Source organism: Paenirhodobacter enshiensis (genome assembly GCF_000740785.1).
Classification (GTDB): Bacteria; Pseudomonadota; Alphaproteobacteria; order Rhodobacterales; family Rhodobacteraceae; genus Rhodobacter; species Rhodobacter enshiensis.
Window position 1 is genome coordinate 138,751 of record NZ_JFZB01000007.1, and the last position, 24,294, is coordinate 163,044.

The 24,294-nt window shown below is 64.3% G+C and carries 13 protein-coding genes; 6 read left to right on the forward strand and 7 right to left on the reverse strand.

The genetic code is table 11. The features are described from left to right. The first annotated feature begins 518 nt into the window (after positions 1-518). The 5 genes from CG50_RS05800 to CG50_RS17295 are packed head-to-tail and all read left to right on the forward strand — an operon-like array spanning position 519 to position 7,719. Positions 519-3,137, forward strand: coding sequence for a Z1 domain-containing protein (locus CG50_RS05800; protein WP_036636326.1), 2,619 nt, complete (start codon positions 519-521; stop codon positions 3,135-3,137). Continuing rightward, entirely contained in the window at positions 3,124-4,134 is a 1,011-nt protein-coding gene (locus CG50_RS05805) for a PD-(D/E)XK motif protein (protein ID WP_081880300.1), read from the forward strand. Before CG50_RS05800 ends, CG50_RS05805 begins: the two co-directional genes overlap by 14 nt. Continuing rightward, complete coding sequence (locus CG50_RS05810; protein WP_036636168.1) at positions 4,131-5,981, forward strand: hypothetical protein; 1,851 nt, start codon at positions 4,131-4,133, stop codon at positions 5,979-5,981. Before CG50_RS05805 ends, CG50_RS05810 begins: the two co-directional genes overlap by 4 nt. Then, positions 5,978-6,895 (forward strand): hypothetical protein, encoded by a 918-nt coding sequence (locus tag CG50_RS05815; RefSeq protein WP_036636169.1) that lies wholly within the window; start codon positions 5,978-5,980, stop codon positions 6,893-6,895. The genes CG50_RS05810 and CG50_RS05815 overlap by 4 nt, the downstream gene beginning before the upstream one ends. Continuing rightward, entirely contained in the window at positions 6,892-7,719 is an 828-nt protein-coding gene (locus CG50_RS17295) for a hypothetical protein (protein WP_051909577.1), read from the forward strand. Before CG50_RS05815 ends, CG50_RS17295 begins: the two co-directional genes overlap by 4 nt. Here the strand turns inward: CG50_RS17295 and CG50_RS05825 are convergent. Continuing rightward, on the reverse strand, positions 7,675-9,183 hold the full coding sequence (locus tag CG50_RS05825; RefSeq protein ID WP_036636170.1) for a DNA cytosine methyltransferase: 1,509 nt from the start codon (positions 9,181-9,183) through the stop codon (positions 7,675-7,677). The two genes, CG50_RS17295 and CG50_RS05825, sit on opposite strands and share 45 nt — an antisense overlap. 70 nt (positions 9,184-9,253) lie before the next feature. Between CG50_RS05825 and CG50_RS16500 the strand changes: the two genes are divergently transcribed. Beyond that, positions 9,254-9,775 (forward strand): very short patch repair endonuclease, encoded by a 522-nt coding sequence (locus CG50_RS16500; RefSeq protein ID WP_081880316.1) that lies wholly within the window; start codon positions 9,254-9,256, stop codon positions 9,773-9,775. Positions 9,776-11,231: 1,456 nt separating this feature from the next. Here the strand turns inward: CG50_RS16500 and CG50_RS05830 are convergent. The 6 genes from CG50_RS05830 to CG50_RS05855 form a co-directional block, all read right to left on the reverse strand. Further along, entirely contained in the window at positions 11,232-14,345 is a 3,114-nt protein-coding gene (locus tag CG50_RS05830; RefSeq protein ID WP_036636171.1) for a type I restriction endonuclease subunit R, read from the reverse strand. Beyond that, positions 14,346-15,692, reverse strand: coding sequence for a restriction endonuclease subunit S (locus CG50_RS16195; protein WP_051909578.1), 1,347 nt, complete (start codon positions 15,690-15,692; stop codon positions 14,346-14,348). After that, positions 15,689-17,524, reverse strand: a complete 1,836-nt coding sequence (locus tag CG50_RS05840; protein ID WP_036636172.1) for a type I restriction-modification system subunit M — start codon at positions 17,522-17,524, stop codon at positions 15,689-15,691. The genes CG50_RS16195 and CG50_RS05840 overlap by 4 nt, the downstream gene beginning before the upstream one ends. A gap of 383 nt (positions 17,525-17,907) precedes the next feature. Then, entirely contained in the window at positions 17,908-19,179 is a 1,272-nt protein-coding gene (locus tag CG50_RS05845; protein ID WP_161785386.1) for a glycoside hydrolase family 3 protein, read from the reverse strand. Continuing rightward, positions 19,157-22,987, reverse strand: a complete 3,831-nt coding sequence (locus CG50_RS16200; RefSeq protein WP_051909582.1) for an amino acid adenylation domain-containing protein — start codon at positions 22,985-22,987, stop codon at positions 19,157-19,159. The genes CG50_RS05845 and CG50_RS16200 overlap by 23 nt, the downstream gene beginning before the upstream one ends. After that, the gene (locus CG50_RS05855) at positions 22,980-23,543 is read right to left on the reverse strand and encodes a YdcF family protein (protein ID WP_036636173.1); all 564 of its coding nucleotides are present in this window, start codon (positions 23,541-23,543) and stop codon (positions 22,980-22,982) included. The genes CG50_RS16200 and CG50_RS05855 overlap by 8 nt, the downstream gene beginning before the upstream one ends. Between the last annotated feature and the right edge of the window lie 751 nt (positions 23,544-24,294).

The following is a 24,294-nucleotide window of genomic DNA, read 5'->3' on the forward strand; positions in this document are numbered from 1 at the left end:
GGTCCGTACAAGACGGCCAGTCTGGGCCGCTTAGACCATAGGGGGGGGCGACGAGCTCGACTTTGCAAAGGGCGCTATCTGCGCACCGCTGCAGTTCGTCCAGGACGCAGCGAATGACGGCTCTCCGCCCCTGACCGCCGGCCGGGCCGCACACCTCGTGCCGCTTCCCTCCCTCAAGGGACGGTTCGTAATGCGCATTACGCCCCCCCTCCGCTCTGTCTGGAGCTGCGGACCGCCTTGCTTGACCATGAGGCCGGTCTTCTCTGCATCCTTTGGGGTTCTAAGCGGTTTGTGGGAGGGGCGGATGCACTCCTGGACCGATAGGCGGGCGTTTCCTGAAGCTAGCTGAAATCGGTGCGATCATCCATTTGTGGGGATCCGCATTTCTTGCATTGCTCGCGGCACGCTCCGTCGATCATGGTTTCCTATGCGTCTCCTTGTGGCATGGTCATCCAACTCTTTACGCACGAGCCTTCAAAGCGCTACAGATCAAGAGATTTTTGATCGATGAGTTTGCCATGACGTCTTCCCAGATAGAGATTTTCGCCACCCAGCTCCGCCAGCGGCGCGCGAATTACGAAACGCTCGAGGCTACGGCTGCCGCCTGTCGGCGTGAGATGGAAGGGATGTTCGGCACCTTCGGTCCGGAAATGATCGCGGATCAGGAGGCGGCGATAGAGCTCGTGCGTGCCGAGATCCAGGACGTGGAGGTTCTTCGCAGACATTCGATCGTCGACATGCCCGAGGATTGGTACAGGGGCCCGGGTGAGAACAGTCATCATTGGGGGGCGCTGCACGAGTATCTCAAGACCAAGGGATGGAACCCCGAGACGATCGATTCACTGGACCGGGCATCGACGGAAGTCGTCTCGCTTCTGGGAAATCCCGCGAAGGACAAGTTCGCCTGCCGAGGGCTGGTCGTGGGATACGTGCAATCTGGCAAGACCGCCAACATGACGGCGGTCATGGCGAAGTCGGTCGACGCCGGTTACAACATGATCATCGTTCTCGGCGGGGTCACGAACAAGCTGCGCAAGCAGACGCAGGATCGCTTCGAGAAGGATGTGCTGCGCCATCGCGATCTGTGGCAACTCTACACGACGAGTGCGCCGGATGGAGATTTCGTGCAGCCAGCGAACGGGGGGTTCGTGCTGCCCGCGGAGGGGCACGCCCAGCTGATCGTGATGAAGAAGGAGGGGAGCCGGCTCAAGCAATTGCGGCGGACGATCTCTCGCACGCCGGCCGTGGTCCTTCGGGGGCTCAGGGTTCTTCTGATCGATGACGAATGCGACCAGGCGTCTGTTAACTCCGCTCGTGGCGAGTACGACATGACGCGCATCAACGCCGAGATCCGCAAGGTTCTGGCTGCCTTGCCTGCCATCAGTTACGTCGGATACACCGCGACACCTTTCGCCAATGTCTTCATAAACCCTTATCCCGATGGTCTCGACCAGAATCTGGACGATCTCTATCCGCGCGATTTCATCACCGCGCTGGAGCGTCCGATCGGCTATTTCGGCGCTCGTGAGGTTTTCGGGGGCGACAGTGCCGAACGCGATGGTGACGATCTCGACATGATCCGGATCCTCGGAAAGGATGAGCCGGACCTCCTCAGGCCGACCTCTCCGAGAGCCAAGGAAGATTTTCGACCGGCGATGACCGAGAGCCTCGAGGAGGCGATCCTCTGGTTCATCGCCAGTTGCTCGATCCGACGTTCCCGGGGCCAGGACCGCGAGCACATGTCGATGCTGGTCCACTCCTCCCCCTATGTTCGTCAGCATGAATACATGTCCTCGCTCATTCGAAACTGGGTCGAGCAGCGAAGGTCCGACTTGATCGCGGGTACCGGCGAGGTGACGAAGCGGTTCAGGGACGTGTTCGAACGCGAGCGCGAACGTACCGCACCTGCGGGACATGGACGGATCCCCGAGGATTTCGAGACCATCATGGCTCACGTTCCGGCGGTTCTCGCCGCGTTGAGCTATCCGGTTGAGAACGGAGAGACGGAAGACGAGCTGAGGCTCGATTACACCGGCGATCCCGTCACCTGCATCGTGGTTGGTGGAACGGTCCTGGCTCGGGGGCTCACGCTGGAGGGGCTTTGCGTCTCGTTCTTCCTGCGAACCTCGAAGCAGTATGACACATTGCTCCAGATGGGGCGTTGGTTCGGCTATCGCCGTGGCTACGAGGATCTTCCGCGCCTGTGGACGACGGAGGATCTCGCTTCGAAGTTCCGTTCCCTCGCGACGATCGAGGAGGAAATTCGCGAGGACATCGCAGTCTATCGCGAGAACAAGCTCACGCCGCGCGACTTCGCGGTCAAGGTGCGCGCCATTCCCGGCATGGCGATCACCGCCGCGACCAAGATGAAGCACGCCTTCCGCACGAGCATGAGTTTCTCGGGGAAACACGTCCAGACCATCCGTTTCGACCATCGCGACGGCGAGGTCGTCGGGGGCAACTGGCACGCGGCCTCGCGGCTCGTCGATACGATGCTGGCGACGATCACTCCCGAGACGAAGAAGCAGGGACTTCTCTTCCGGAAGGTTCCCTTCGCCACCGTTCGTCGGTTTCTCGCGGATACCGAGATCTCCGAGGAACACATGGATCTCAAGAAATCGCACCTCATCGGCTATCTCGACGAGGAGGGAAATGCCTTGGGAGAGTGGGATGTCGCCATCATCCAGACGGCATCGGGCATGAAGTCCGCGAAGCCGCTCGGGGGCCTCGGGCATGTCGATACGATGCGGCGGTCGAGACTTCGGGAGGCCTCTCCCCGCTACGCCGACATCAAGGCCTTGATGTCCAAAGCCGATATCCTGATCGACGCGGAGCGAGAACCGGAGGGCGAAGGCGACTGGACCAGCTACAAGGATTGTCGTCCCGAGATTCCGTTGCTTCTGCTCTATCTGATCGACGCGCAATCAGCGCCGATGGTGCGCAAATCCCACGCCGACAAGCCGTCGTCGCGCGTCGCGCTCGACGCCATCGCGGATCTCGTCGGGTTCGGGATCGTCTTTCCGGGCGCGAAGGATCATTCCGGTGGGTACTTCTCCGTAGACATCGAGCCTCCGGCACTCGAGGAAACCGAGGAGGGCGAGGACCAGATCGAGGAGGTCGAGGGTGGTCAAGACTGAGGGGGCATCGCTCGAGCGAGAGTGGGCCGAGATCAGAGCCTCCGGTCGGGGAGACGGGGTTCTCGAGGTTCCGAGCCGGGCGACGGCCGTGACGACCGGCTACGGCAATGTTCGCATGGCCATCGGTCCGCGCGGCGAGCCGCGGCTGCTGATCCCGGTGGGGCGCCCGGGTGCCCGCTCGAACGTCAGCGGGGGGCGCAATCTGTTGATCATGCGCTCGTCGTTCCGAATGGCGGATGGGCTCGAACATTTCATCGACATCACCCTGCGCAACTCTCGATTGAGCCCGGTCTTCACCGAATTGGTCGGCGAGATCATGACGCGCCTTGAAAGCGGGGAAGCTCCGGAAGCCGCCTTGCAAGGGACCATCCGGGATTTTCGCAATCTTCTCGCGAAGGGGCCGGAGGGCGAGATCGCGCCGGAGGCGGTCGCCGGTCTGATCGGGGAACTTGTCATCCTCGAACGCCTCGCCGGTCTGAGGGCGGATATCATCGACAGCTGGACGGGCCCCGTCGGACAGCGGCACGATTTTCGTCGGCGCAGCATCGCGATCGAGGTCAAGACATCGTCGCGCTCAGATGCCTCGCGCGTGACGATACACGGATCCGAGCAGCTCTTGCCGCCGTCGGGGGGGAGCTTGAATCTGGTACATGTTCGCCTGGAGCCGGTGGCCGATGGCGCGCTGTCCGTCGAGAGTTTGCATCGCGCCCTCGTCGAACATGGCGTCGACGAGGTGGTGCTGGATCAACGGCTCGCCGAACTGGGATGTCGTGATCCCGAAGCCGAGGAATGGAACGCCACGCGCTTCGCGCTGGAGGGTTTGGACGTCTACGACGTTTCTCCGGGCTTTCCCTCGATCACCCCGGAGATCTTTCCGGACGGAAGACTGCCCACCGGGATCGCGTCGCTGTCCTACGAAATCGATCTTTCACTGGCGCGTGCGTTCCTGCTCGACCGTGGGCGGGAAGACGCATTGTTCTCGGATTTCACCTCATGACCCCACTCGATCTGCACAGCGAGAGATTCGCTCGCACCGGAAATATCGCCGGCGAGGGCTTTCGGCGCCTGCTGGGACGGCCCGCGCTCGGGCTTCTGCAAACCGTGGTGCGCGAGGCCTTGCAGAATTCGATCGACGCCGCCCCCGAGGGCAACGCCGTAGAGATACTGCTGAGGTTCAGGACGCTCGACGGCGGAACGCTTCAGACCTTGCGAGAGCGGGTCTTCAACGTCTTGCCGCCCGACGAGGCGGATCCGGCGTCCGAGGCGGATGGCGGAACGAACCTGCGACGACTTCTGGCCGGGGATCGGGTGTCGGTGCTGGAGATCGCGGACTTCAACACCAGCGGTCTCGCCGGGCCGACCCGTGCCGATGTCGCTGCGGGAGATGACCCACTCGATTTCGTCAACTTCCTGAGAAACGTCGGCGCGGCACGAGATACGCATCAGGGAGGAGGCACCTACGGCTACGGCAAGACGTCGCTTTATGCGCTCAGCCAAGTCTCGAGCATCCTCGCCGATACCTGGACCACTTGCGATGGCAAGCCGGTCCGTCGGGTCATGGGATGCCACCTCGGTGATGCGTTCGAGGCTGATCTGGACGGAAAACGCCGTCGTTTCACCGGGCGGCACTGGTGGGGACGCGACGACGGCGAAGGTGGCGTGGACCCCGTGGAAGGGGATGACGCGATCGAGTTGGCCGAAGCTCTGGGGCTTCCGGAGCGGGCCGGTGGCCGGACCGGAACGACGATCGCGATCATCGCTCCTCATCTGGATCCGGAGGAGGATCTTCTGCGCGCGGAACTGGTCGAAACCGTTCTGCTGAACTTCTGGCCGAGAATGTGCGCGTTCACTCCCGCGGCGAGGCGGGTCGTGGTCCGTCTGGAGGTCGAGGGACGGCGGATCGAGATTCCGCCCCCCGAAGCGTACCCGCCGCTCGATCTCTATGCCCGGGCGTTGCGCAACGTGCATGGCTCGGGCGTCGGGGAGGTTCGCACCGTTCGCAGCGCACGGCCTGCCGCCGATCTCGGCCGTCTCTCCATCGTCAGGGGGCTTCGCGCTCCGCGTCACGTCCTCGCCCTGAAGAACGGGAACCCCATTCTCGGGCAGGCGCATTCCATCGCCTTGATGCGGCCGGTCGAACTGGTCGTGCGCTACCTTCCGGGCGAAGCTTTTCCGGACAAGCGTTTCGAGTGGGCCGGTGTCTTCATCTGCTCGGACGACGCCGAAATCGAGAAGGCATTCGCCTCGGCGGAACCGCCGGCTCACGATGACTGGAGCCCGGACATGTTGCCGAAGGGCAGGACGAAGACCTTCGTCAACGTCGCCTTGCGCGAGCTGAAGGAGGTTGCCGCGACCTATGTCCGGCCACGGGCTGCCCTGGGCGATGCCGAAGAACGCGGCCCCTCCGTCGCGCGAACGGCCACCCGGCTCGGAAAACTTCTGTCCGGTATCTCGGGGCGCGGCCCGGGACGCAATGTATCCGCCGGCGGGGCGGGGAACAGGAAGGCGATCTCGATCTCCGCGGCGCGGTTCGTGGGGCTGGAGCATGTCGGGGGCCGGCGCATCGCGCACTTCGAAGCGGATCTGACCAACGATGGCAGCAGGCCTGGTCTTGTACTGCGCGCGAGTCCTCATCTGGTGCTCGATGGCGGCTCCACCTCGTCGGCTGATCTTCCCGATGAAATGGCCGTGGCGCTGCTGGATCTGTCTCTTGCGGGAAGGACCGCCGGCGCCGAAGGTCTTCGCATCGAGGATGCGCAGGGGGGCGTCTCCTGTCGTGTCACCGTGCCGGATGAAGCCGCTGTCGGGATCGCGTTCGGATTCGGCGAGGGAGACGGGGCATGACGACCAACTTCGCCCTTCCTTTCCTCACTCTGCCGGACGAGGCGGTCACGCTTGCGCACTGGATGATCGGTCGGGTCGGGGAACCGCCCGCTCCGATGGGGCCGGTTCTCGACAACTGGGATTATGCCGCCGACGTCGAAGTCCGGACTTCCATCCGGATCGACATCTCCGATGCGGCGAAGATGCTCGCCATTCCGGAGGAGGAGCTGAAACTCGCGGTCGTCCTGAAGATCGGGACCGGGCGTGGACGGTTTCCGAGGGTGATGGAGCGCGTCAGCACCATCCCGCTGGATCTGCATGCGGCGCAGCCATTGGACCTCGAGGCCCTCGTGCCGGGAGGCAAGCTGTCGGGACGCGTGTATCTGAGGTTGGATGTCGTCCTGGCTGCGCCGTCCCTGACGCAGGACAGTCCGCTGTCGCCTTCGCGGGTCGGTTCCCGTCTGTGGTCGCGCGAATTCTCCGTCGAACTCGAGGATGGTGGAGAAAACCGGTTCCCGATCGAGGTCGTCTCCTTCGTCAAGGTCTTCCCCGGTCATCCGCATGTCGCGGCTCCCTGGTACCTGTCTTGGCGCCCGGGCGGGCTGGCCGCGGATTTCGTCGGTGCGGTGCGCCTCTACGTCAATTCCGATCATCAGGGATTGGCGGAGCGGGTCGTGGATGGTGACAGGCTGACTCTCGAGGCCATTCTCGGCGATGTCATGGTGCAGATGGTCGGAGCGGTTCTCGATGCGGAGGACCTCGGCGATCAGCTGGGCGACTGCGAGGACGGCTCGGTCGGGGCGCAGATCTCGGGGTGGATGGAGCTCGCTTTCCAGGGGCGTTCATTGGAGGAGGTCCGGGGGCTCCGGCGCTCTCAGCCCGGCAATTTCCATGCTTGCCTGCACGCCGCCGCGGATCTGGGGGACATGGAATGAGCAACGTCAAGCTGGTGCCACGGCTGAATGACATCGGCGTCACCCGCTGCATGGAGGATCTGGACCGGATCGAGGAACGAGAAGCCGAGCGGATGGATGTCGGCCGCAGGCTCACGGAATACGAACCTTGGATCTGGTGCGCTCCGAGCGGAGGGTCCCTTTCCGACGAACTCGTGCGCGAAATTCATGCTCGCGTTCTCGATATCGCCGCACGGCACGGCTGTCCGAGCAAGGCGAGCGATGCATGCAAGGTCGCCTTCGATGTCGAGGTGGCCAAATGGTTCGCCGAGAATTCCGCCATGGGTTCTCCTGAATTCCTGCGCGACGATATCTGGTCCTTCCTGTCCTGCGTCATGCTCCAGGAGGTCGTGATCTGGCGCTATTCGGCGCGACAGAGGCCACGCTTCGCGGGCGGCGTCCGCAATACCTTTCAGAGACTCTGGATGAGAGGGCGTACTCTCGATCTCGGTGTCCCGGCGGGAAAGGGGCGCTGGCGGCTTCTCGAGGGGCTGAGCGAGGACGCCATGGTCCAGATCTTCGAGCGCGCATCGATCGCGTCGGATGCGGTGATGTCACGGGCCATCGCGACGGGGTGGCTCGATTGCGCTGGACGCATCGGTCGTGGTCGAATGGAAGATGTCATGCGCCGCGCCATGAAACTTCTGAGGTTGCGCAACCAGATCGTCGACCTCTCGTACCTGCCGCCCGAGGATCTTGCCATGGAAGTCGAGAGGGCCTTCACGCGATCGTCCGAGACGATCCCGAGTGAGGCCGCGCGGTCAGAACCGCCCGACGATCTCGCGGATCACGCGGGCGATGCGTAATGCCAGAAACGGCGGGACCGCATTGCCGACCTGATGGTATTGTTGCGTCCTGTTTCCGCAGAAGACGTAGTTGTCGGGGAATGTCTGCAGACGTGCCGCTTCTCGCACGGTCAAGGACCTCACCTGCGATGGATCCGGATGGATGAAATAATGACCGTCCTTCGATATGTGACTGGTCACCGTGGTGGAAGGACGTTCCGCGATCTGCACCCGGAACCTGTCGGCGAAGGCGCCGGTGTCGCGATTGCGGTGATCGGGCAGCAGAAAGCTCGGGAATTCCGAAAGTTTCGGCGATCTTCCATGTTCGTGACCGAAGGCGGCGACGAACAGATAGCGACCGAGGTCGGCCGCGATATGTGAACGGGTCTCGTGGTCGCCCATGCGTTGCAACCGCGGGTCGATCAGCCATTCGGCGAGATCCGCGGACATGGCGCGGCCGTTCGCGCGGAATGCCGAGCGGCGGCGGTCCGTCGCCCGGGCGAGCCCGTCTCGTTCGAGCTGCACGAGATACTTGCGCACCTTGCCATCCACCTCCTGGCTCGCGACGAGGTGCTCCGCATGTTCGAACACGACCTCGCGCCATGCCGTGGCGTCGTCTCGCTGACGGCTCAAGCCGCTGCGCAGGGCAGGGAGATCGCTCAGGACGGCGCCGACGGTCGAGCGCGCTTCCTCGGCGATCGTGGGCATGAGGGCCGCCGTCCCCTCGGGCAGGGGCAGATCGGCGCGAATGCCCACAATGAACACCCGATGTCTGGCTTGCGGCACCCCATGCTCCTCGGCATGCACGATGAAGTCACGTGCCGCGTAATCGTCCGAATGCCGCGGAGCGGAAAGCGGCATGAGCTTGTAGCCGTCTCCGGCCTTGCGCAGGTCGTCGAGGACGCGGTCGAAGATCTCTCCTCCATCCACCTTGCTGGACAGCAGCCCCTTCACGTTTTCCATGACGAACACGGCCGGTCGGAGGCGGTCGAGGATGGAGACATATTCCCGATAGAGATAGTGGCGCCGGTCATGTTCGGGGACATAGTCGGCGACGCCCTTGTTCCGCGACCGTCCCGCCAGGCTGTAGGCTTGGCAAGGGGGGCCCCCGATGAGGATCGTCTTGCCGCCATGACCTTCCCTGGTACGGTCGAGGATCCCGGCGATCTCGTCGAAGACCCCGGGCTGTCCGAGTTCCATGCGACGCGCTTCGTCGCAAGCGTCCGCCCAACGCGATGGGTGAAGTTCCGACCAATCCGGCAAGGGTTTTCCGGCGTTCAGGGCCGCGTAGTATTCATCGGGAAAGCCTGCCTCGAAGCCTCGCAGGAAGGCGCGCAGACGCAGGGTTCGTACCTCTACTTCCTCCTTCTCGATCGAGAGGCGGATCTTCATGCGCGTGTCGGTCTCTCGCCCCGCGGCCGAGAACCCCTCTCCCAAGCCGCCCGGCCCCGCGAAGAGGTCGATGATGCCGAAATTGCCACTCATTCGCTTCACCTTTTCCTGAGCCCTTCTAGACTGAAGGCCTCGGGATGTGCCAGGGGCAAAAGGGTGGGGCATGGTGGATACAGTTTCGGCCGAGACGCGATCACGCATGATGGCTTCGGTGCGACGCAGGGACACCAAGCCCGAGATCGCCGTTCGCAAGGCTCTTCACGCGGCGGGATTTCGTTTTCGGGTCGATGTACGATCGCTGCCGGGCTCTCCGGATATCGTGCTCGCCAGATGGAAGACCGCCGTTTTCGTTCATGGCTGCTTCTGGCATCGGCATGACGGATGCTTCCATGCGGCCATGCCGGCGACCCGCCCCGAGTTTTGGCAATCGAAGTTCGACGCCAACGTCGCCCGAGATCGGAAAAGCGAGGAGGCCTTGCTTCATCTTGGATGGAAAGTCGCGATCGTCTGGGAGTGCGGCCTCTCCGCCAAAGAGAGCGAGGGCACGATCCGCGACCTGATCGGGTTCATTCGTGCTCGAGAAACTTCGCTCTCAGGAGCTGAATTTCCGGGAAGCCCACCTCGATTGCGTGACGTCGCATGTTCGGCTTCGGCGGTGGATGCAGGGGGAGAACAGGATGCCTGAGCTATTGTTCGGTGCTCATGACGAGGCGCTCGACAGGCTTCGGCGGGTTTGGCTATCTGGGGGGCATCATGCACCATACCGGGCAAGGCAGCTCAGCTGCGTTTCGACGTTGATTCGGCCTCATGCAGACCGTTTGGATAGACATGCACACTGATGAGCACTTGTGTGCCTGCAGTGTGCCCGCGGAAATGGCTATATTTGACCACTTTTGGCCAAAGTGGCTTCGTGAAGCCTGGCGTAAGGCATTGATTTCATGTGAGGTCTGTGTGCTCGATCCAAGAACTGTTAATCAATTGGTCGTAGGTTCGATCCCTACCGCCGGAACCAAATCAACCTCTTGAGTTGATTTGGAATTTTGGATCCAGATAGGTTTCTGGATCAATGAGAAAAACACCGAAAGAAAATAGTGTAACTGCGCTTGCAGTGTGCCTTTTCAGGTTTCGCCGAAAGCACTTGACTGTGCTCGTGTCGATGCCGTGGCTTCGTGGTTCTTGTCGCGGACCTTGAAGCAGCGGAATATCGTTGGAAGACAATGGCCTGAGGCTTGTGACATGATGTGCGTGCCGCTTCGAGGCGGCGTTGAACATGTCGCTGGCCGCTCAAGGCGGTGTCTTTCAAGGTCTCGGCAAGGCATTGCTTTCAAAGCGGAATGCCGCTGGCGGTATCGGGGAAGCAGTTGACCGATTTTGTGTGCCCTGAGTGTGCCCTCGCGGGACGCCGAAGCTGTAGACGAAAGTAGCCTTGGACACCCCTTTCGTCATGCCTCCAACGGGGCTGATCTCGCTCAATCCTGAAGGGTGTCGCTCTTCAGATATGGTGTCCTTTCTTGGTGATGCGGTCGCCGTCAGGCGCCGATCCGGCCAGGAGGCCGCCGCGCTTCAGTGCCTCGCAATGCTGGTGCAGGGCGGGAGCCGCCGGGGGAAACATGCGCCTCTTTCGGGTGGCGCGCGGTATCGTGTGCTCGGGGGGCGATGTCGCGTTGGGGCATGGAGTTATCTTTCGATGCTCATGACGCGTTGGTCGGCAGGCTGGGCTATCTGGGGTCACCCTGTCCACCAGCTCCAGCGCGCCCCGCGGGGATCAACGATGTGCCCTGCCTTGCCCCTGCCCGAGAAGATATGGTCGTTCCCGCCAAACTGCCCATGTCGCAGGGGAGAACGCCCCAAGGCGCTTGTCGCTTTCGCCTTTGGCACACGAGAGCCAACAATCCCCCGAATATCGCGGGCGGATTTCGTCGTCGTCCGTCAAACGGAAGCGGTCCCTTACCTCTGCTGCACAGAGCGCAGCGGCACCCCGTTTCTCTTCCCATCGATGGCAAAGCCGGCGCGGTTCGGGCTTAACCCCTTAACTGATGTGGGCTCGGCTCGACGTCTCGCCCGAGGGACGAAGAACTTGCAGTCTGGCGCAGATATGCCCTTCGATCCCGTGACGCCCGCAGGCCGGAAGGGGCCACATTTCACGCGGCCTGGTCCCGCAGCGCTTCATAGAGGCGGCCCGGCCCCATCAGAACCTCTTTCAGCCCGGCCTGAACCGCTGCGGAATCAAGCGCTTGCCGGCTCATCGCGCCATGTGCATCGAGCACGGCAATGATCGCGTCCATCAGCGCCGTGCTCAGGGCAGGGGAATTGGCGAATTGCTCCTTGAGATTGCTCGTCGCCTGCTGCGCCAGCGTCTTGTTCTCGAGAAGCTTGCCCCTGATCGCCATCGCATAGGCAAGCTGATCGTTGTCCGTCATATCGCCGGTGAACAGATCGTTGAGCCGCGCGATGATCTCGGACAGGAGCGCCTTCTCCTTGTCCTGCACGCTCGCCGAGCCGGTGTCGGTCATCGGTTTCAGCTTGTCTGCCGGCCCGGCGAGCGAAAGCGCGGTCTGGCCCTTGTTCGACAGCTTGTGATGGGTCAGCTCGATCTTGCTCAGATCGACGCCCTCATGCTCGCGGCCGAAATCCAGAAGCGGGATAAGAATGCGGAAGAAGATGCTGCGCGCCTCGATCGCCGTCGCGCCATAGTCGAAGATCTGCGACAGGAAGGAATAAAGCCGCACGAACGCGCCCATGTTCGAACGAAACACGATCAGCGCATCCTGCACCTGTTTCGCTGCGGTGGCGGCTGTGTCGTCGTGGCGCGCCTTCGCCTCGGCCTCGGCGTGTCTCGCGGCAGTGAACTGCTTCAGAAGCCGGTCCGCTACCGGCTCGATCGCGGCGCGAAGCGCGCCATGCGTCTCCTTCGGCGAAAGCGCGACGCGCACCACACGGTCGACCTCGACATCGTCATAATAGCCCAGCCCGTCGAGCTGCGCCCGCAGGTCGAGCACCTGATCCGGGTCGGTCACAGCCTCGAGTTCCGCCGTCTCGTAATAGGTGCGAAAGGCCGCGAGGATATCCTCGGCGCTGTTCGTGAAATCGAGGATATAGGTCGTGTCCTTCTTGACCCCGTCCTTCTCATAGGCGCGATTGAGCCGCGACAGCGTCTGCACCGCCTGGATGCCGGCAAGCCTCCGGTCGACATACATGCCGCACAGCAGCGGCTGATCGAAGCCGGTCTGGAACTTGTTCGCGACGATCAGGATGTGAAACGCCGGGCCCTTGAAGGTCTCGCGGATGTCGCCGCGCAGTCCGGGGTTCAGATCCTTGCCGGTTTCCGAGAACGGCTCCGGCCCGCTGTCGGGATCGCTCACCTCGCCCGAAAAGGCCACCAGCGTGCCGATGCCATAGCCCTTCTCGGCGATGTATCTGCGCATCGCGAATTGCCAGCGCACCGCCTCCTTGCGGCTCGCCACCACGACCATCGCCTTGGCCCGCCCATCGAGCAGCGGCATCACCGTCGAGCGGAAATGCTCCACCACGATCGCCACTTTCTGGGCGATGTTGTAGGGGTGAAGCTGCACCCATTGCATCAGCGCTTTCACCGCCGTGCTGCGCTCGACCTCCTTGTCGTCGAGCTCGCGCCCGTTCTCGGCCAGCTTGAAGGCCAGTGCATAGGGCGTGTAATTTTGCAGCACGTCGAGGATGAAACCCTCCTCGATCGCCTGACGCATGGAATAGACGTGGAACGGCGCGGGCAGATTGTCGGGGCCGGCGGGCGCGGACGGATCGGGGCGCCGGCCGAACAGTTCCAGCGTCTTGCCCTTGGGCGTCGCGGTGAAGGCGACGAAGGTGATGCCCCGGGGCGCGGCCCTGGCCGACATGGTCGCGTTCATGACGTCTTCGCTGGAGACCTCGCCGCCATCCGCCAGATCGGCCTGTTCCTCGGCCGAGAGCACCTGCTTCAACGCCGATGCCGCGCCGCCGGTCTGGCTCGAATGCGCCTCGTCGGCGATCACCGCAAAGCTCTTGCCCGCGGTCGAGGCCAGATCCTGCGCCGCCGCCATCAGCGCCGGGAAGGTCTGGATCGTGCACACCACGATCTTCTTCTCGCCGTTCAGCGCCTCGGTCAGCTGCTTGCGCTTGGCGCCGTGCTCGCGGGTGATCGTCTCCACCACGCCGGTGGTGCGCTCGAAGGCGAAGACCGCTTCCTGCAACTGGCTGTCGATCACCGTGCGGTCGGACACCACGATCACGGTCGAGAACACCTTGCGGTCCGCCCCGTCATGCAGATCGGCCAGCTGATGCGCCGTCCAGGCGATGGAGTTGGTCTTGCCCGATCCCGCCGAATGCTGGATCAGGTAGCGCCCGCCAGCCCCCTCGGCCAGCACCTGCGCCCGGATCCTGCGCGTCGCGTCAAGCTGATGGAACCGCGGGAAGATCATCCCCGAAAGCTGCTTCTTGCTGTCCTTCACCCCCACCATGTAGCGGCCGAGGATCTCGAGCCAGCTGTCGCGCGCCCAGATCTCGCGCCACAGATAGGCGGTGCGGTGGCCCTCGGGGTTGACCGGATTGCCCGCCGCGCCGTGATCGCCCTTGTCGAAGGGCAGGAAACGCGTCGCCGGCCCGGCAAGGCGCGTCGTCATCCGCACCAGGCTGTCGGAGACCGCGAAATGCACCAGCGCGCCGCCCGGGAAGCTCAGCAGCGGTTCGGGCGCATGGCCCTTTTCGCGCGGCCTGCGGTCGAAGCGATACTGGTCCACCGCATCCTCGACGCTCTGGGTGAAATCGGTCTTCAGCTCGGCCGTGGCGACGGGAATGCCGTTGAGGAACAGCACAAGGTCGATGGCGTTCTGATTGGCGAGAGAATAGCGCAGCTGGCGCACGACGCGCAGCCGGTTGGCGTCATAGCGCGCGGTGATCTCGGGGTTCATGCCGCTCGCCGGGCGGAACTGCGCGAGCATCAGCGGCGCGCGCAGCCCGACGATCTCGACGCCGTGGCGCAGAACCTCCAGCGTGCCGCGCGCATCGAGGCTCTTGCGGATGCGGGCCAGAACCGCGGGCAGACCGTGGCGGGCCAGCGCATCGGCCCAGGGCTCGGGCTGGGTCGCCTCGGCCCAGGCGGCGAGGTCCTCGGGAAACAGCGCGAGGGCGCGGTCATAGCGCTGTGCATCTCCGCCCCGATCCGGCGGGGTGTAAAGCCAGCCCGAGGCGTGAAGATCGGCGCAGATATCGTCCTCGAAACCGATTTCGCGATGTGTCGCCATTCAGGTCCGCTCCTGCGCTTGGGCCGGGGCCGCGCCCCTGACGTCGATCTTGCCGGTGACCGCGGCCGAGATCAACGCGGCACGTCGTTCGAGCAGGAGAGAGATGGCGGAATTCGCCTCGGCGGTGAGGGCGTCGAGGTTGGGGAGAGCTACCTTCAAGGATTGGATGATCGCGACCTGTTCTGGTGCGGGAGGCAATGCCAGTTGGAAGCCGCGAAAATCATCCTGAGAAAGGTTCTGCATGCTGGCACTGGTTCCGGCGCAAGCCGACTTGACTTGATTTCTGTAAAAGGGCGTTTGCGTCCAAAAGTGAACGAATGCAGGTTCAGCATCGACAAAACTCACTTGCCAGAGACGATCTGGAAGAAAAATGTCATGAGGGGCTTCCTCCACAAAACCCGCCGCGCCGACGAGATCGGGGGTGTTCATACGGCTGACGATCATGGTCCCCTCTTTCAATGGGCATGAGACGCGGCCGATATCTTCGGGGATGACAGTCTTGTTTTCCATTGGATCGAAGGTGCCTGAATAGACACAGCTGGTCTTGAGAACTCCGAGTTCACCTTCACCGGCAGGTGTATCGGAGGCGTTCACGCTGGTCCCGGATTCAATGCCGTTGATGATCCGTTTGAGCCGCACCACGTCCCAACCCTCGGGAATATCGCCCAGCCAGTCGATGCCGGAGGGGCGCAGGCGGGCGGCGGGGTTCAGGCCGCGGGTGACGGCGTGGCTGATGGTGGCCTGACGCTTCTCGGCCAGAAGCGCGATGAGCTGGCGGCTCTCCTCGACCAGCGCGTCGATCTTGCCGACCTCCCGATCCAGAAACGCCGCAATCGCCCGCTGCTCGGGCAGTGGGGGGAGGGGGATACGGATGCCCTTGAATTCGTCCCAATAGAGCCTAAGCCGGAAGTCCGTCACTCCCTTGGAGTAACGGCGCATTTCTTCGACTGCGTTAGGCGTTCGTAACATTGCCTCGATGTAAGACGTCAGGAATGATCTGTTTCTCGGACGGGCCACAACGTAGGCGGGGCTTACCATGCCGGCAACGGTTACTGCTCCGAAGCCTCCCTGCCATGCCCGCATCATATTGTAGACCAGGTCACCGGGTTCTACGGATTTGTATTTCGAGCGATCTTCGCTGCGGGTAATCTTGCGGTCCATTTCGTCGGGGCTGACTTCCTCATCCGAAACGCCGGAGTGAATTGAAACGCTCAGGATGGGACGATCATCGCTTCCCGGCTGGTTCTCTTCGCTAAAAAGATCACCGATCCGCACCACCTCCCACCCCTCGGGCACCTCCCCAAGCCAGTCCACGCCGCTCGCCTTGTAGGCCGGATAGGGTCTCATGCGCTCAGCCCCTTCAGCATCGCCTCGATCCGCGCGGTGACGCGGGCAAGCTCGGCGTCGATCTCGGAAAGCGGCCGGGGCGGCTCGAAGACGTAGAACTGCCGGTTGAACGGGATCTCGTAGCCCACCTTGGTCTTCGTCTCGTCGATCCAGGCGTCGGGGGCATGGGGCAGCACCTCGCGCGCGAAATAGGCGCCGATGTCCTCGCCCAGGGGCACGGTCTCGGTGTCGCGCAGGGCCGGGTCGGGCTGCGGCTGGCCCTTCGCCTTGCCGCGCTGGCCAAGCACGATCTGGCCATCCGCGTCGCGCAACGGCCGCTCGACGGTGATCGCGCGATAGCCGAAGGCGCGGTTGGGCAGAATGCGCGAGAGCGGCGCGAGGCGGACCTTGCCGCCCGCGGGCGGCTCGGGTTCGGGGGCGTCGCCGATCAGGATGCGGGTCCCGAGCGTGGCACCGGCCGCGTCGATCAGCGTGGCCAGCCGCGCCTCGCGCCCCTCGCCGAACAGGCGGGTGAGGGTGGCGATGTCCTCCTCGCCCAGCTCCTTGCGCTTCGAGCCGAGCGACTTGCGCATCTTGCGCCAGAAGGACGAGCCGTCGATCAGCTGCACATGGCCCTTGCGTGCGGCGGGTTTGCGGTTCGACACGATCCAGACATAGGTGGCGATGCCGGTGTTGTAGAACATGTCGGTGGGCAGGGCGACGATGGCCTCGACCAGATCGGATTCGAGCAGGTGACGGCGGATCTCGCTCTCGCCCGAGCCCGCGCCGCCGGTGAAGAGGGGCGAGCCGTTCAGCACGATGCCGAAGCGCGAGCCGCCCTGCGCGGCCGGGCGCATCTTCGACAGCAGGTGCAGCAGGAACAGGAGCGAGCCATCCGACACCCGCGGCAGCCCGGGGCCGAAGCGGCCGGCGAAGCCCTTCTGCTCATGCTCGGCGCGGACGGATTTCTCGACCTTCTTCCATTCGACGCCGAAGGGCGGGTTCGACAGCATGTAATCGAATTTCTGATCGGCGTGGCCGTCGTCGGAGAGGGTGTTGCCGAACACGACATTGCCGACGTCCTGACCCTTGATCAGCATGTCGGCCTTGCAGATGGCGTAGGATTCGGGGTTCAGCTCCTGTCCGAACAGCGAGACGGCGGCCGAGGGGTTCATCCGGCTGAGATATTCCTCGGCGACCGAGAGCATACCGCCGGTGCCCGCTGTCGGGTCGTAGATCGTGCGCACGACGCCCGGCTTGCTGAGCGCGTCGCCATCCTCGGCGAAGATCAGGTTGACCATCAGGCGGATGACCTCGCGCGGGGTGAAGTGTTCGCCCGCCGTCTCGTTCGAGAGTTCGGAGAAGCGGCGGATCAGCTCTTCGAAGACCAGGCCCATCTGGTAGTTGCTGACCTGATCGGGGTGGAGGTCGACCTGGGCGAATTTCTCGGCCACCTGATAGAGCAGGCCGGCCCTGGCGAGGCGGTCGATCTGGGCGTCGAACTCGAAATGCTCGAAGATGTCCTGCACCTCGGTCGAGAAGCCGAGGATATAGGCGCGCAGGTTGGCGGCCACGTTGTCCTGATCGCCGAGGAGTTGCTTCAGATCGAGGGTCGAGGCGTTGTAGAAGCCGTGCCCGGCGGCGCGGCGCAGGAAGGCGTCGGGCGGCAGACCCTGCGCGGTCCGCAATGCCTTCTCATTCAGAACGGCTTGCTTGCTCGGCGCGAGAACGCAGTCGATGCGGCGCAGCACGGTGAAGGGAAGGATGACCTTGCCGTAATCGGATTGCTTGTAATCGCCGCGCAGAAGATCGGCGACCGACCAGAGGAAGGCGGACAAGGCTTGCTGGTTCAAGGTGATACTCCCGGTGACTTGCGCGCACTAGACAACCCGGAGCGGGGGGACGCAACCTGGGTTGAGACAGAAAGTTGACGGCAATATCCGACCGGGCGAGCGACATTGCGTTGCGCCGCGGCCGTCCCCGGGTTCGCGCGGCCGAAAAGTTCCGGTCTCGGGGGAATTCGAAATGGAAAACAGCGGCTTGTTGACGCCTTGGGGCGTCGGAATCTGTCATCGCCGACGAATGAACGTTGGCTGAGCTTCGATCTCTTCATGTCCGGTCCTATCATGGGGACGGGCCCTCGCATCGGATGGGCGAGTTATCGGGGGGCACAATACTGCCGCTCGGGCACGATGCGATAAACTGGCATGGGAGGGATCCCATGTCGGACCGCGGATCAGGTTCTGTCCTGCCAGGCCTGCCGGCGAAGCGCACGCACACGTGCGGCCGCCGCGGTGATCTGCGCTTCGGTCAGTTCCCCGCGGGCGATGGCTTTGCGAACCCAGCGAACCGCGCGTTCCGGCAGCAAGGGATCGTAACCGAACAGGTTCTTGATCATGATCAGGTCATTTCCCGCAGCGAGCGCCTGAACCACGGCCTCCCTCCGGCTCATAAGATGCCGGATGGCGTCCATATCGACATCATCCGTCATCACAACCCCCCGGTATCCCAGCTTCTGCCGCAGAAGATCCGTCACGACAGGGGCCGACACAGTTGCCGGCCGTCCGTCAGGAGCCAGGCGGTCAAGACATAGATGGCCTGTCATCACCATGGCGGGGACGTGGGGCGAGGCGAACAGCCGCGAGAAAGGCTCCAGCTCTGCCTCGGTCCAATGCGCCGAAATATCGACGATCCCGTTATGGCTGTCACGCGTAGAGCGGCCATGGCCGGGAAAATGCTTGGCGGCGCACAGAATGCCGGCGCTGGCAAAGCCGCTGGCAAAGGCTTCGCCATATGCGGCAATGCGTTCGGGATCGGTGCCATAGGAGCGCTTCGGCCTGCCGATCACTGGATTTTCCGGATCGTCGACATCCAGCACGGGACCGAGATTGATGTTGAAACCGAGTGCCGCGAGCTCGCGCCCCGCTTCGGCGTAAAGCTGGCGGGCCTGCGCGGGCGACAGCGTTTGCGCGACCGTCCGGGCGGCGGGCAGCCGCCTGACGCCGTGTGCCGCGGTCAGTCGCTGAACCACGCCGCCTTCATGATCAATGGCGATCAGCGGCTGATTGCCACCGGCGCGGAACAGGCGCATCAGATCGGCTAACGCGTCGATCGTGCCAATATTCTGATTGACAAAGAACACCCCTCCAACCTGACCGCGCCGGACCTGCCGGGCCAGGAGCCGCGCCGACGGGGACCGGGCGTTCGCACCGTAGAACCCCACGACGAGCAGTTCGGAAACCGCAGCGGCAAGCGCATCGCGCGGTCGGAACAGGCCGAACCATGCGGCGGGGTAGTCGAGCATACCGCGTCCGAAGCCCAGAACCGCGCGAACGGCGCGCCAGAACCGTCGCCAGCTGGTGCGAGGGTCGCCGATCGCGCGGTTCGTCGTCTTGTGCAGGTGCTTCAGGGCAGCGGCGATGCGGCGGGCAGCCATGATCAGACCGGATGAACGCAAACGTGCGCTTGTGTAAGGTGAGATGGCTTCACGACGCCTCTCCTTCGTCATGATGGCGCTCGATGTGGCGCAGGATCGTCGCGGCAAGGGCCTCGACATTCCCGGGCCTGAAGTAATGCCCATGCGCTCCGGGGATGATCTCGACATCATGGCCGGCAGGATAGGCGGTGCGGAACAGCTGTTCCGGCGCCGCGATGTGCCCGTAGGGATTGAGATAGCTGCCCGCGCCGAAGAGAAGCAGGGTGGTGCCCGGATAATGGAAGAAGCGGCCCTGTTCCATGAGGATGGTCAGGGCGGCGGTGCGGCCCCGGCGCATCAGTTCCAGCCCGGTTTCGCGCATCACCAGCCCCCCCTGGCAATTTCCGCCAAGGAACAGGGGGCCGGCCGGGGCGACGGACGTTATCTCGTCGGCATAGAGCCGGCTGAACGTCGTGAGATTTTCGGCCGTGTATTCGACGGCCAGATGCCCCGAGCGCATTCCGAACAGCGACACCGCATCGTCCAGACTTGCGCTCAGCTGCGCAAACTCCTCGCCGCCCTGGAAACACCAGAACAGCTTCGCAAGCGGCCGTTCGGTGTTCAGGCTCCGCAACAGTCCGGCCTTGCCACGCCGCTGGCCGGGCCATGTCGCGAGATGGGGCAGGATCCTTGCGCTCAGCGCCCCCCCGATGTCGGACGCCGCCGGGACGTTCGGGGCCCTGAGCCGGGCATCCACCATCAGGGCCAGAACCTCGACGGTATCGAAGCCCGCCTCGATCCCGGTATCGAGGGTGATGCCGAAATCGTCCTCGATCGCGAACAGCAGGTTCGCCATCGCCAGAGAGTCGACCCCCGCATCGCGCAGGCTGTCGCGTGTGCCGGCGACGACATCGGCCCCGGCTTCCTTGTCGATCAGCGCCATGAGCCTCGCCTCGGTCGCGGTTCCGATGGTGCGCGGCTTCGGCAGTTGCGTCAGATGGGGCGGCACCGGCAGGGCGCTGCGATCGCGCTTGCCATTGGCCGTGCGCGGAATCCCGGGAATGGGCAGAAACACCGAGGGCACCATGTAGGACGGCAGCCGCTGGCGCAGCCGGTCGCGCAGATCGACCGGATCGGGCGCGGGCACGCCGGGCATCATGACCACATGGGCGATCAGCCGATCGGCGGCATGAGCCGAAGAGACGAGCGAGACGGCCGCGTCATTGACGCCGGGCAGGCTGCAAAGGGCCGCCTCGACCTCGCCGGGCTCGATGCGGTAGCCGTTGGCCTTCATCTGGCTGTCCATGCGTCCCAGACAGATGAATGCGCCGTCTGCTCCGGCTTTTGCCCGGTCTCCTGTCCGATAGATGCGGGTGGGGCCCAGGCCGGGGAGATCGACCACCGGGAACCGTTGCGCGGTCAGCTCGGGCTGGTGGCGATACCCCCGGGCCAGCCCGGGCCCGAACAGGCAAAGCTCTCCCTCCTGTCCCGGTGCGACAAGCCGAAGGGTCTCGTCCATCAGGCAGGCGCCCATGTTGTCGAAGGGCGTCCCGATGGTGACCGGCGTGCCGGGCGCGCACCGGGCGAACAGGGCCTCGACCGTGGATTCCGTCGGCCCATAGGCGTTGATGAAGCTGCGGCCCTTGCCCCAGCGTTCGACCAGCGCGGGAGGGCAGGCCTCGCCCGCCACGATCACATGGGTCAGGTGCGGATGCTCTGCCGGCGGAATGATCGCCAGCGCCGAGGGTGTGAGTGACAGATGCGTCAGCCGGGCCTGCGCGATGAAGCGGCCGACCGGCGGGCCGGGGACCGCCTGCAAATCCGTGGGATAGACAAGGCAGGCCCCGGCAGCCAGCGTCATGGCCAGATCCCCCACCGAGACATCGAAGCCGAAGCCGCTGATCTGCGAGACGCGCGCATCGGGCGAGATCTGGAAGTGCCGCGATGCCGCGACCGCGTAGTTGGCAATCGCGCCGCGCGGGATTTCGACCGCCTTGGGCCGTCCGGTCGTGCCGGAGGTGAAGATCATATAGGCCAGCGCATCCGCCGCGCTTTCCCGCGCGTCCCAATCGGGGGCAGGGCGGCCGTCAGGATCGGGCAACTGGCCGCAATTGACGAAACCGAGGCCGATGTCGGGCAAGGCAGGGCTTGCGGCATTCACGACAACTGTCCGCACGCCCGCGGTTTCCAGCATGTAGCGCAGCCGTTCCTCCGGCAGAGCCGGGTCGAGCGGCACGAAGACCGCGCCAAGCCGGAGAATGGCGAGAAACGCGCTCACGCGGTCCACCGTCCGGCCAAGGCAGACACCCACGCTGTCGCCGGCGCCGACACCGGCTGCGGCAAGGGCTGAAGCGAGATCATCGGTTCTGAGGACAAGATCGGCATAGCTGAGACGGCGGTGTCCCATTTCAACGGCGGGCGCCGTCGGCTGCCGCCTGGCGTGCGCGGCGACAAGGTCCAGCAGGTCGGGCGGTATTGGCCGTCTGTCTCCGATCGCGATACTGGGCATGGTTTCCGGTGCGGACGGGCGCGCGGGCGGGTGCGACAGCGCCTCGGCAAGACGCCGGGCGAGGGCTGCACCGCTGGCTCCGGCCATGACGACAAGGGTGTCGTCATCCCGCAGATCGTCCTGCACGCGCAACAGCAGCTCTGACAGGTCCGCGACGTGCTGGTGCGAAAGCCCCTCGGTTCGGCAGGCATCGGCCAGCGCGGCATCTCCGTCGCCCGCCTGCACGCTCTCGCCAAGCGCCGCCACCGGCAGGATGAAGCTGCGGTCGGCCGCCTTCAGGGCCTGAGCGAAGCGCACGGCCATGCGCGTGACGCGGCTGTGCAACTGCGGTTCGAGGATCGCGATCAGCCGTCCCTGCGTCGTCTCGCGCAGGACGGCCAGCGCGGCCGCGATCTCGGTCGGGTGATGGGCGAAGTCATCGAAGACGCGCAGCTCGCCCGCCGGGGAAACGCGCTGCAACCGCCGCGCGATCCCGCGGAATTCGCCCAGTGCGCCGGCTGCGGTCCGGAAGTCGATGCCAAGGGTCATCGCTATCCCAAGAGCGCCCATCGCATTGAGCAGGTTATGGCGTCCCGGAACGGCCAGAGCGAGCGTGCCCAGGGCGTTTCCATGCAGGAAGACTGTGGCGTCTCCCGCCCCATCCTGAACCGCCCGCAACGCATTCCCGTCGCCAAAGCCATATGTCAGGGCCGCACAGCGTGCCTGGCCCAGAGCATCGACGACCGCCGGGTCGTCGCCGCAGACCACCGCCCGCCCCTCGGGCGGCAGCCGCGACAGGAAGTCCGCGAAGGCGCGCCGCAACCCGGTCAGCCCGTCATAGTGATCGGCGTGATCGTCATCGAGATTGGTCAGGATGGCATATGTCGGTTGCCACTGCGCCAAAGCGCCATGGGCCTCGCAAGCTTCGGTCACGAAAGGCGCGTCGGGCGCCCCCAGTCGTGCGGGGGCAATGTCGGGATCTGCAAAGGATGCCCCCAACATATAGCCGAAATCCTCCGTTCCCGCGGCGCGCAGGATCTGGACGACCATCGCCGTCACCGTCGACTTGCCATGGCTTCCGGCCACGCAGATAGTGCGTCGCCCGCAGATCAGCTCGGCCAGCATCCGGGCGCGGGTCTTGACGGGGATCCCCTCGCGCCGTGCTGCCCGCCGTTCCACATGGGTTTCGGGGATGGCCGGGCTTGCCACGACACATTGCGCGGCCCGCGCAAGGGCCGGATCCGCGCCCGAAAGGACCGCGACCCCCTGTGCTTCCAGAATGGCAAGACGTGCAGGGGCGCAGAGCGCATCGCTGCCGGTGACGGAGTATCCTGCCTGTCTGAGCAGAAGCGCCAGAGGCAGCATACCGCTTCCCCCGACCCCGATCAGGTGCAGCCGCGCGGGGTCAGGCATCGCCCAGATCTCCCTTGAGGGCATATTCACTGATCTTTCCCAGCTCGGCGAAAATGCGCTGCCGGCCCCTTGCGGTCTGCCACCAGGTTTCCGCGGAGAGATCGCCCGGATCGTCCGGGGGCTGGGCCACCAGCCGTATATCGGCCGGGATATGCCGGCGCAGGGTCATGATCGCGCGGCGCATGTGAAAGGGTTTGGCGCAGACGGCAAGACTGCGGACCCGTTCCCAGCCCAGCTCGGCTTCGATCAGCGCCGCCCCGAAAGCCGCGTTCTCGGCGGTATTGCGGGCGGATTTCTCCAGCATCAGTGCGCTTTCCGCCACGCCAGAGGCGAGCGCGTGATCGCGGTAAAAGGACCATTCCGCCGATCCATCGACGGCCGTTCCCGCGCCGGAGATCAGCAACTTCGGCGCCAGCCCCGCCTTGTGCAGCGCGATGGCCGGGTGGATGCTGCTGATCGTCGGGCTACAGAAGACGAATGCCAGATCCACGGGCTCCGGAGGGCATCTTTTGAACAGGAAAGTGCTGATGGCTGTGCGGCTGTCGTAGAGATCCATACCGCGTCCCTCGATTGCGTCGCTCTTCAAGAGGCTGACTTTAAGCGATATCCACCTCGGTGCAATCTACTTGTCGCTCACCATGGCACCCGGTCCGACAGTGCAGGGGCTTTCCGGGCGCCCGGTGCCATTTCCCGGGTGCCGGATGTGGCGCAGGCGTCCGTTGCCATAGGCCGGCGGTTTTACGTCGTCGAAACTGAAACCTGTGGTTTCCCGGAAGCTACCCGTTTGCGTCGGGGTCATGACGCGGGAAGCGATGCGCGGTTGCCGCCTTCGGGGCGCGTCTGCGCGATCTTCTCGAAACACCGCTGCCGACCGGGGGCAATCCGCAGGAACTGGCGCCTGTAGGCCTGCCGCTGTCTTTTGCCGCCAGGGAATTTCTCTGGCGCTTCTATCCGGCAGTTGCAGCCGGCCAAGGCGCCGGACGGCCGAGGGAACAGGCTCGGCGCGTGGCTGTAACCTGGGGCGGCGATGCGGCTCTTGTCATCTTCGCGCTGAAGAACAGGGGGGCGGAAGACTGGCGGGATAAGCAACGGGACGAAGATCCCGGTCCGGCAAACGCGGATGAGGGAATGACGCTGGACGTGGCAGGCCTGAGCACGAAAACATTGCATGAACTTTTGGGCGCCGTGCGTGACAGGGGCTACCCGCCCCGCAGGGTCGTTTCCAGACTTGCCGCAGGCCCGCGCGAGGTGCTCCGCTAGGGTCCATTGTCGGCCATGACTTGGAGAGGAGATAGGGTGCCGTTGCC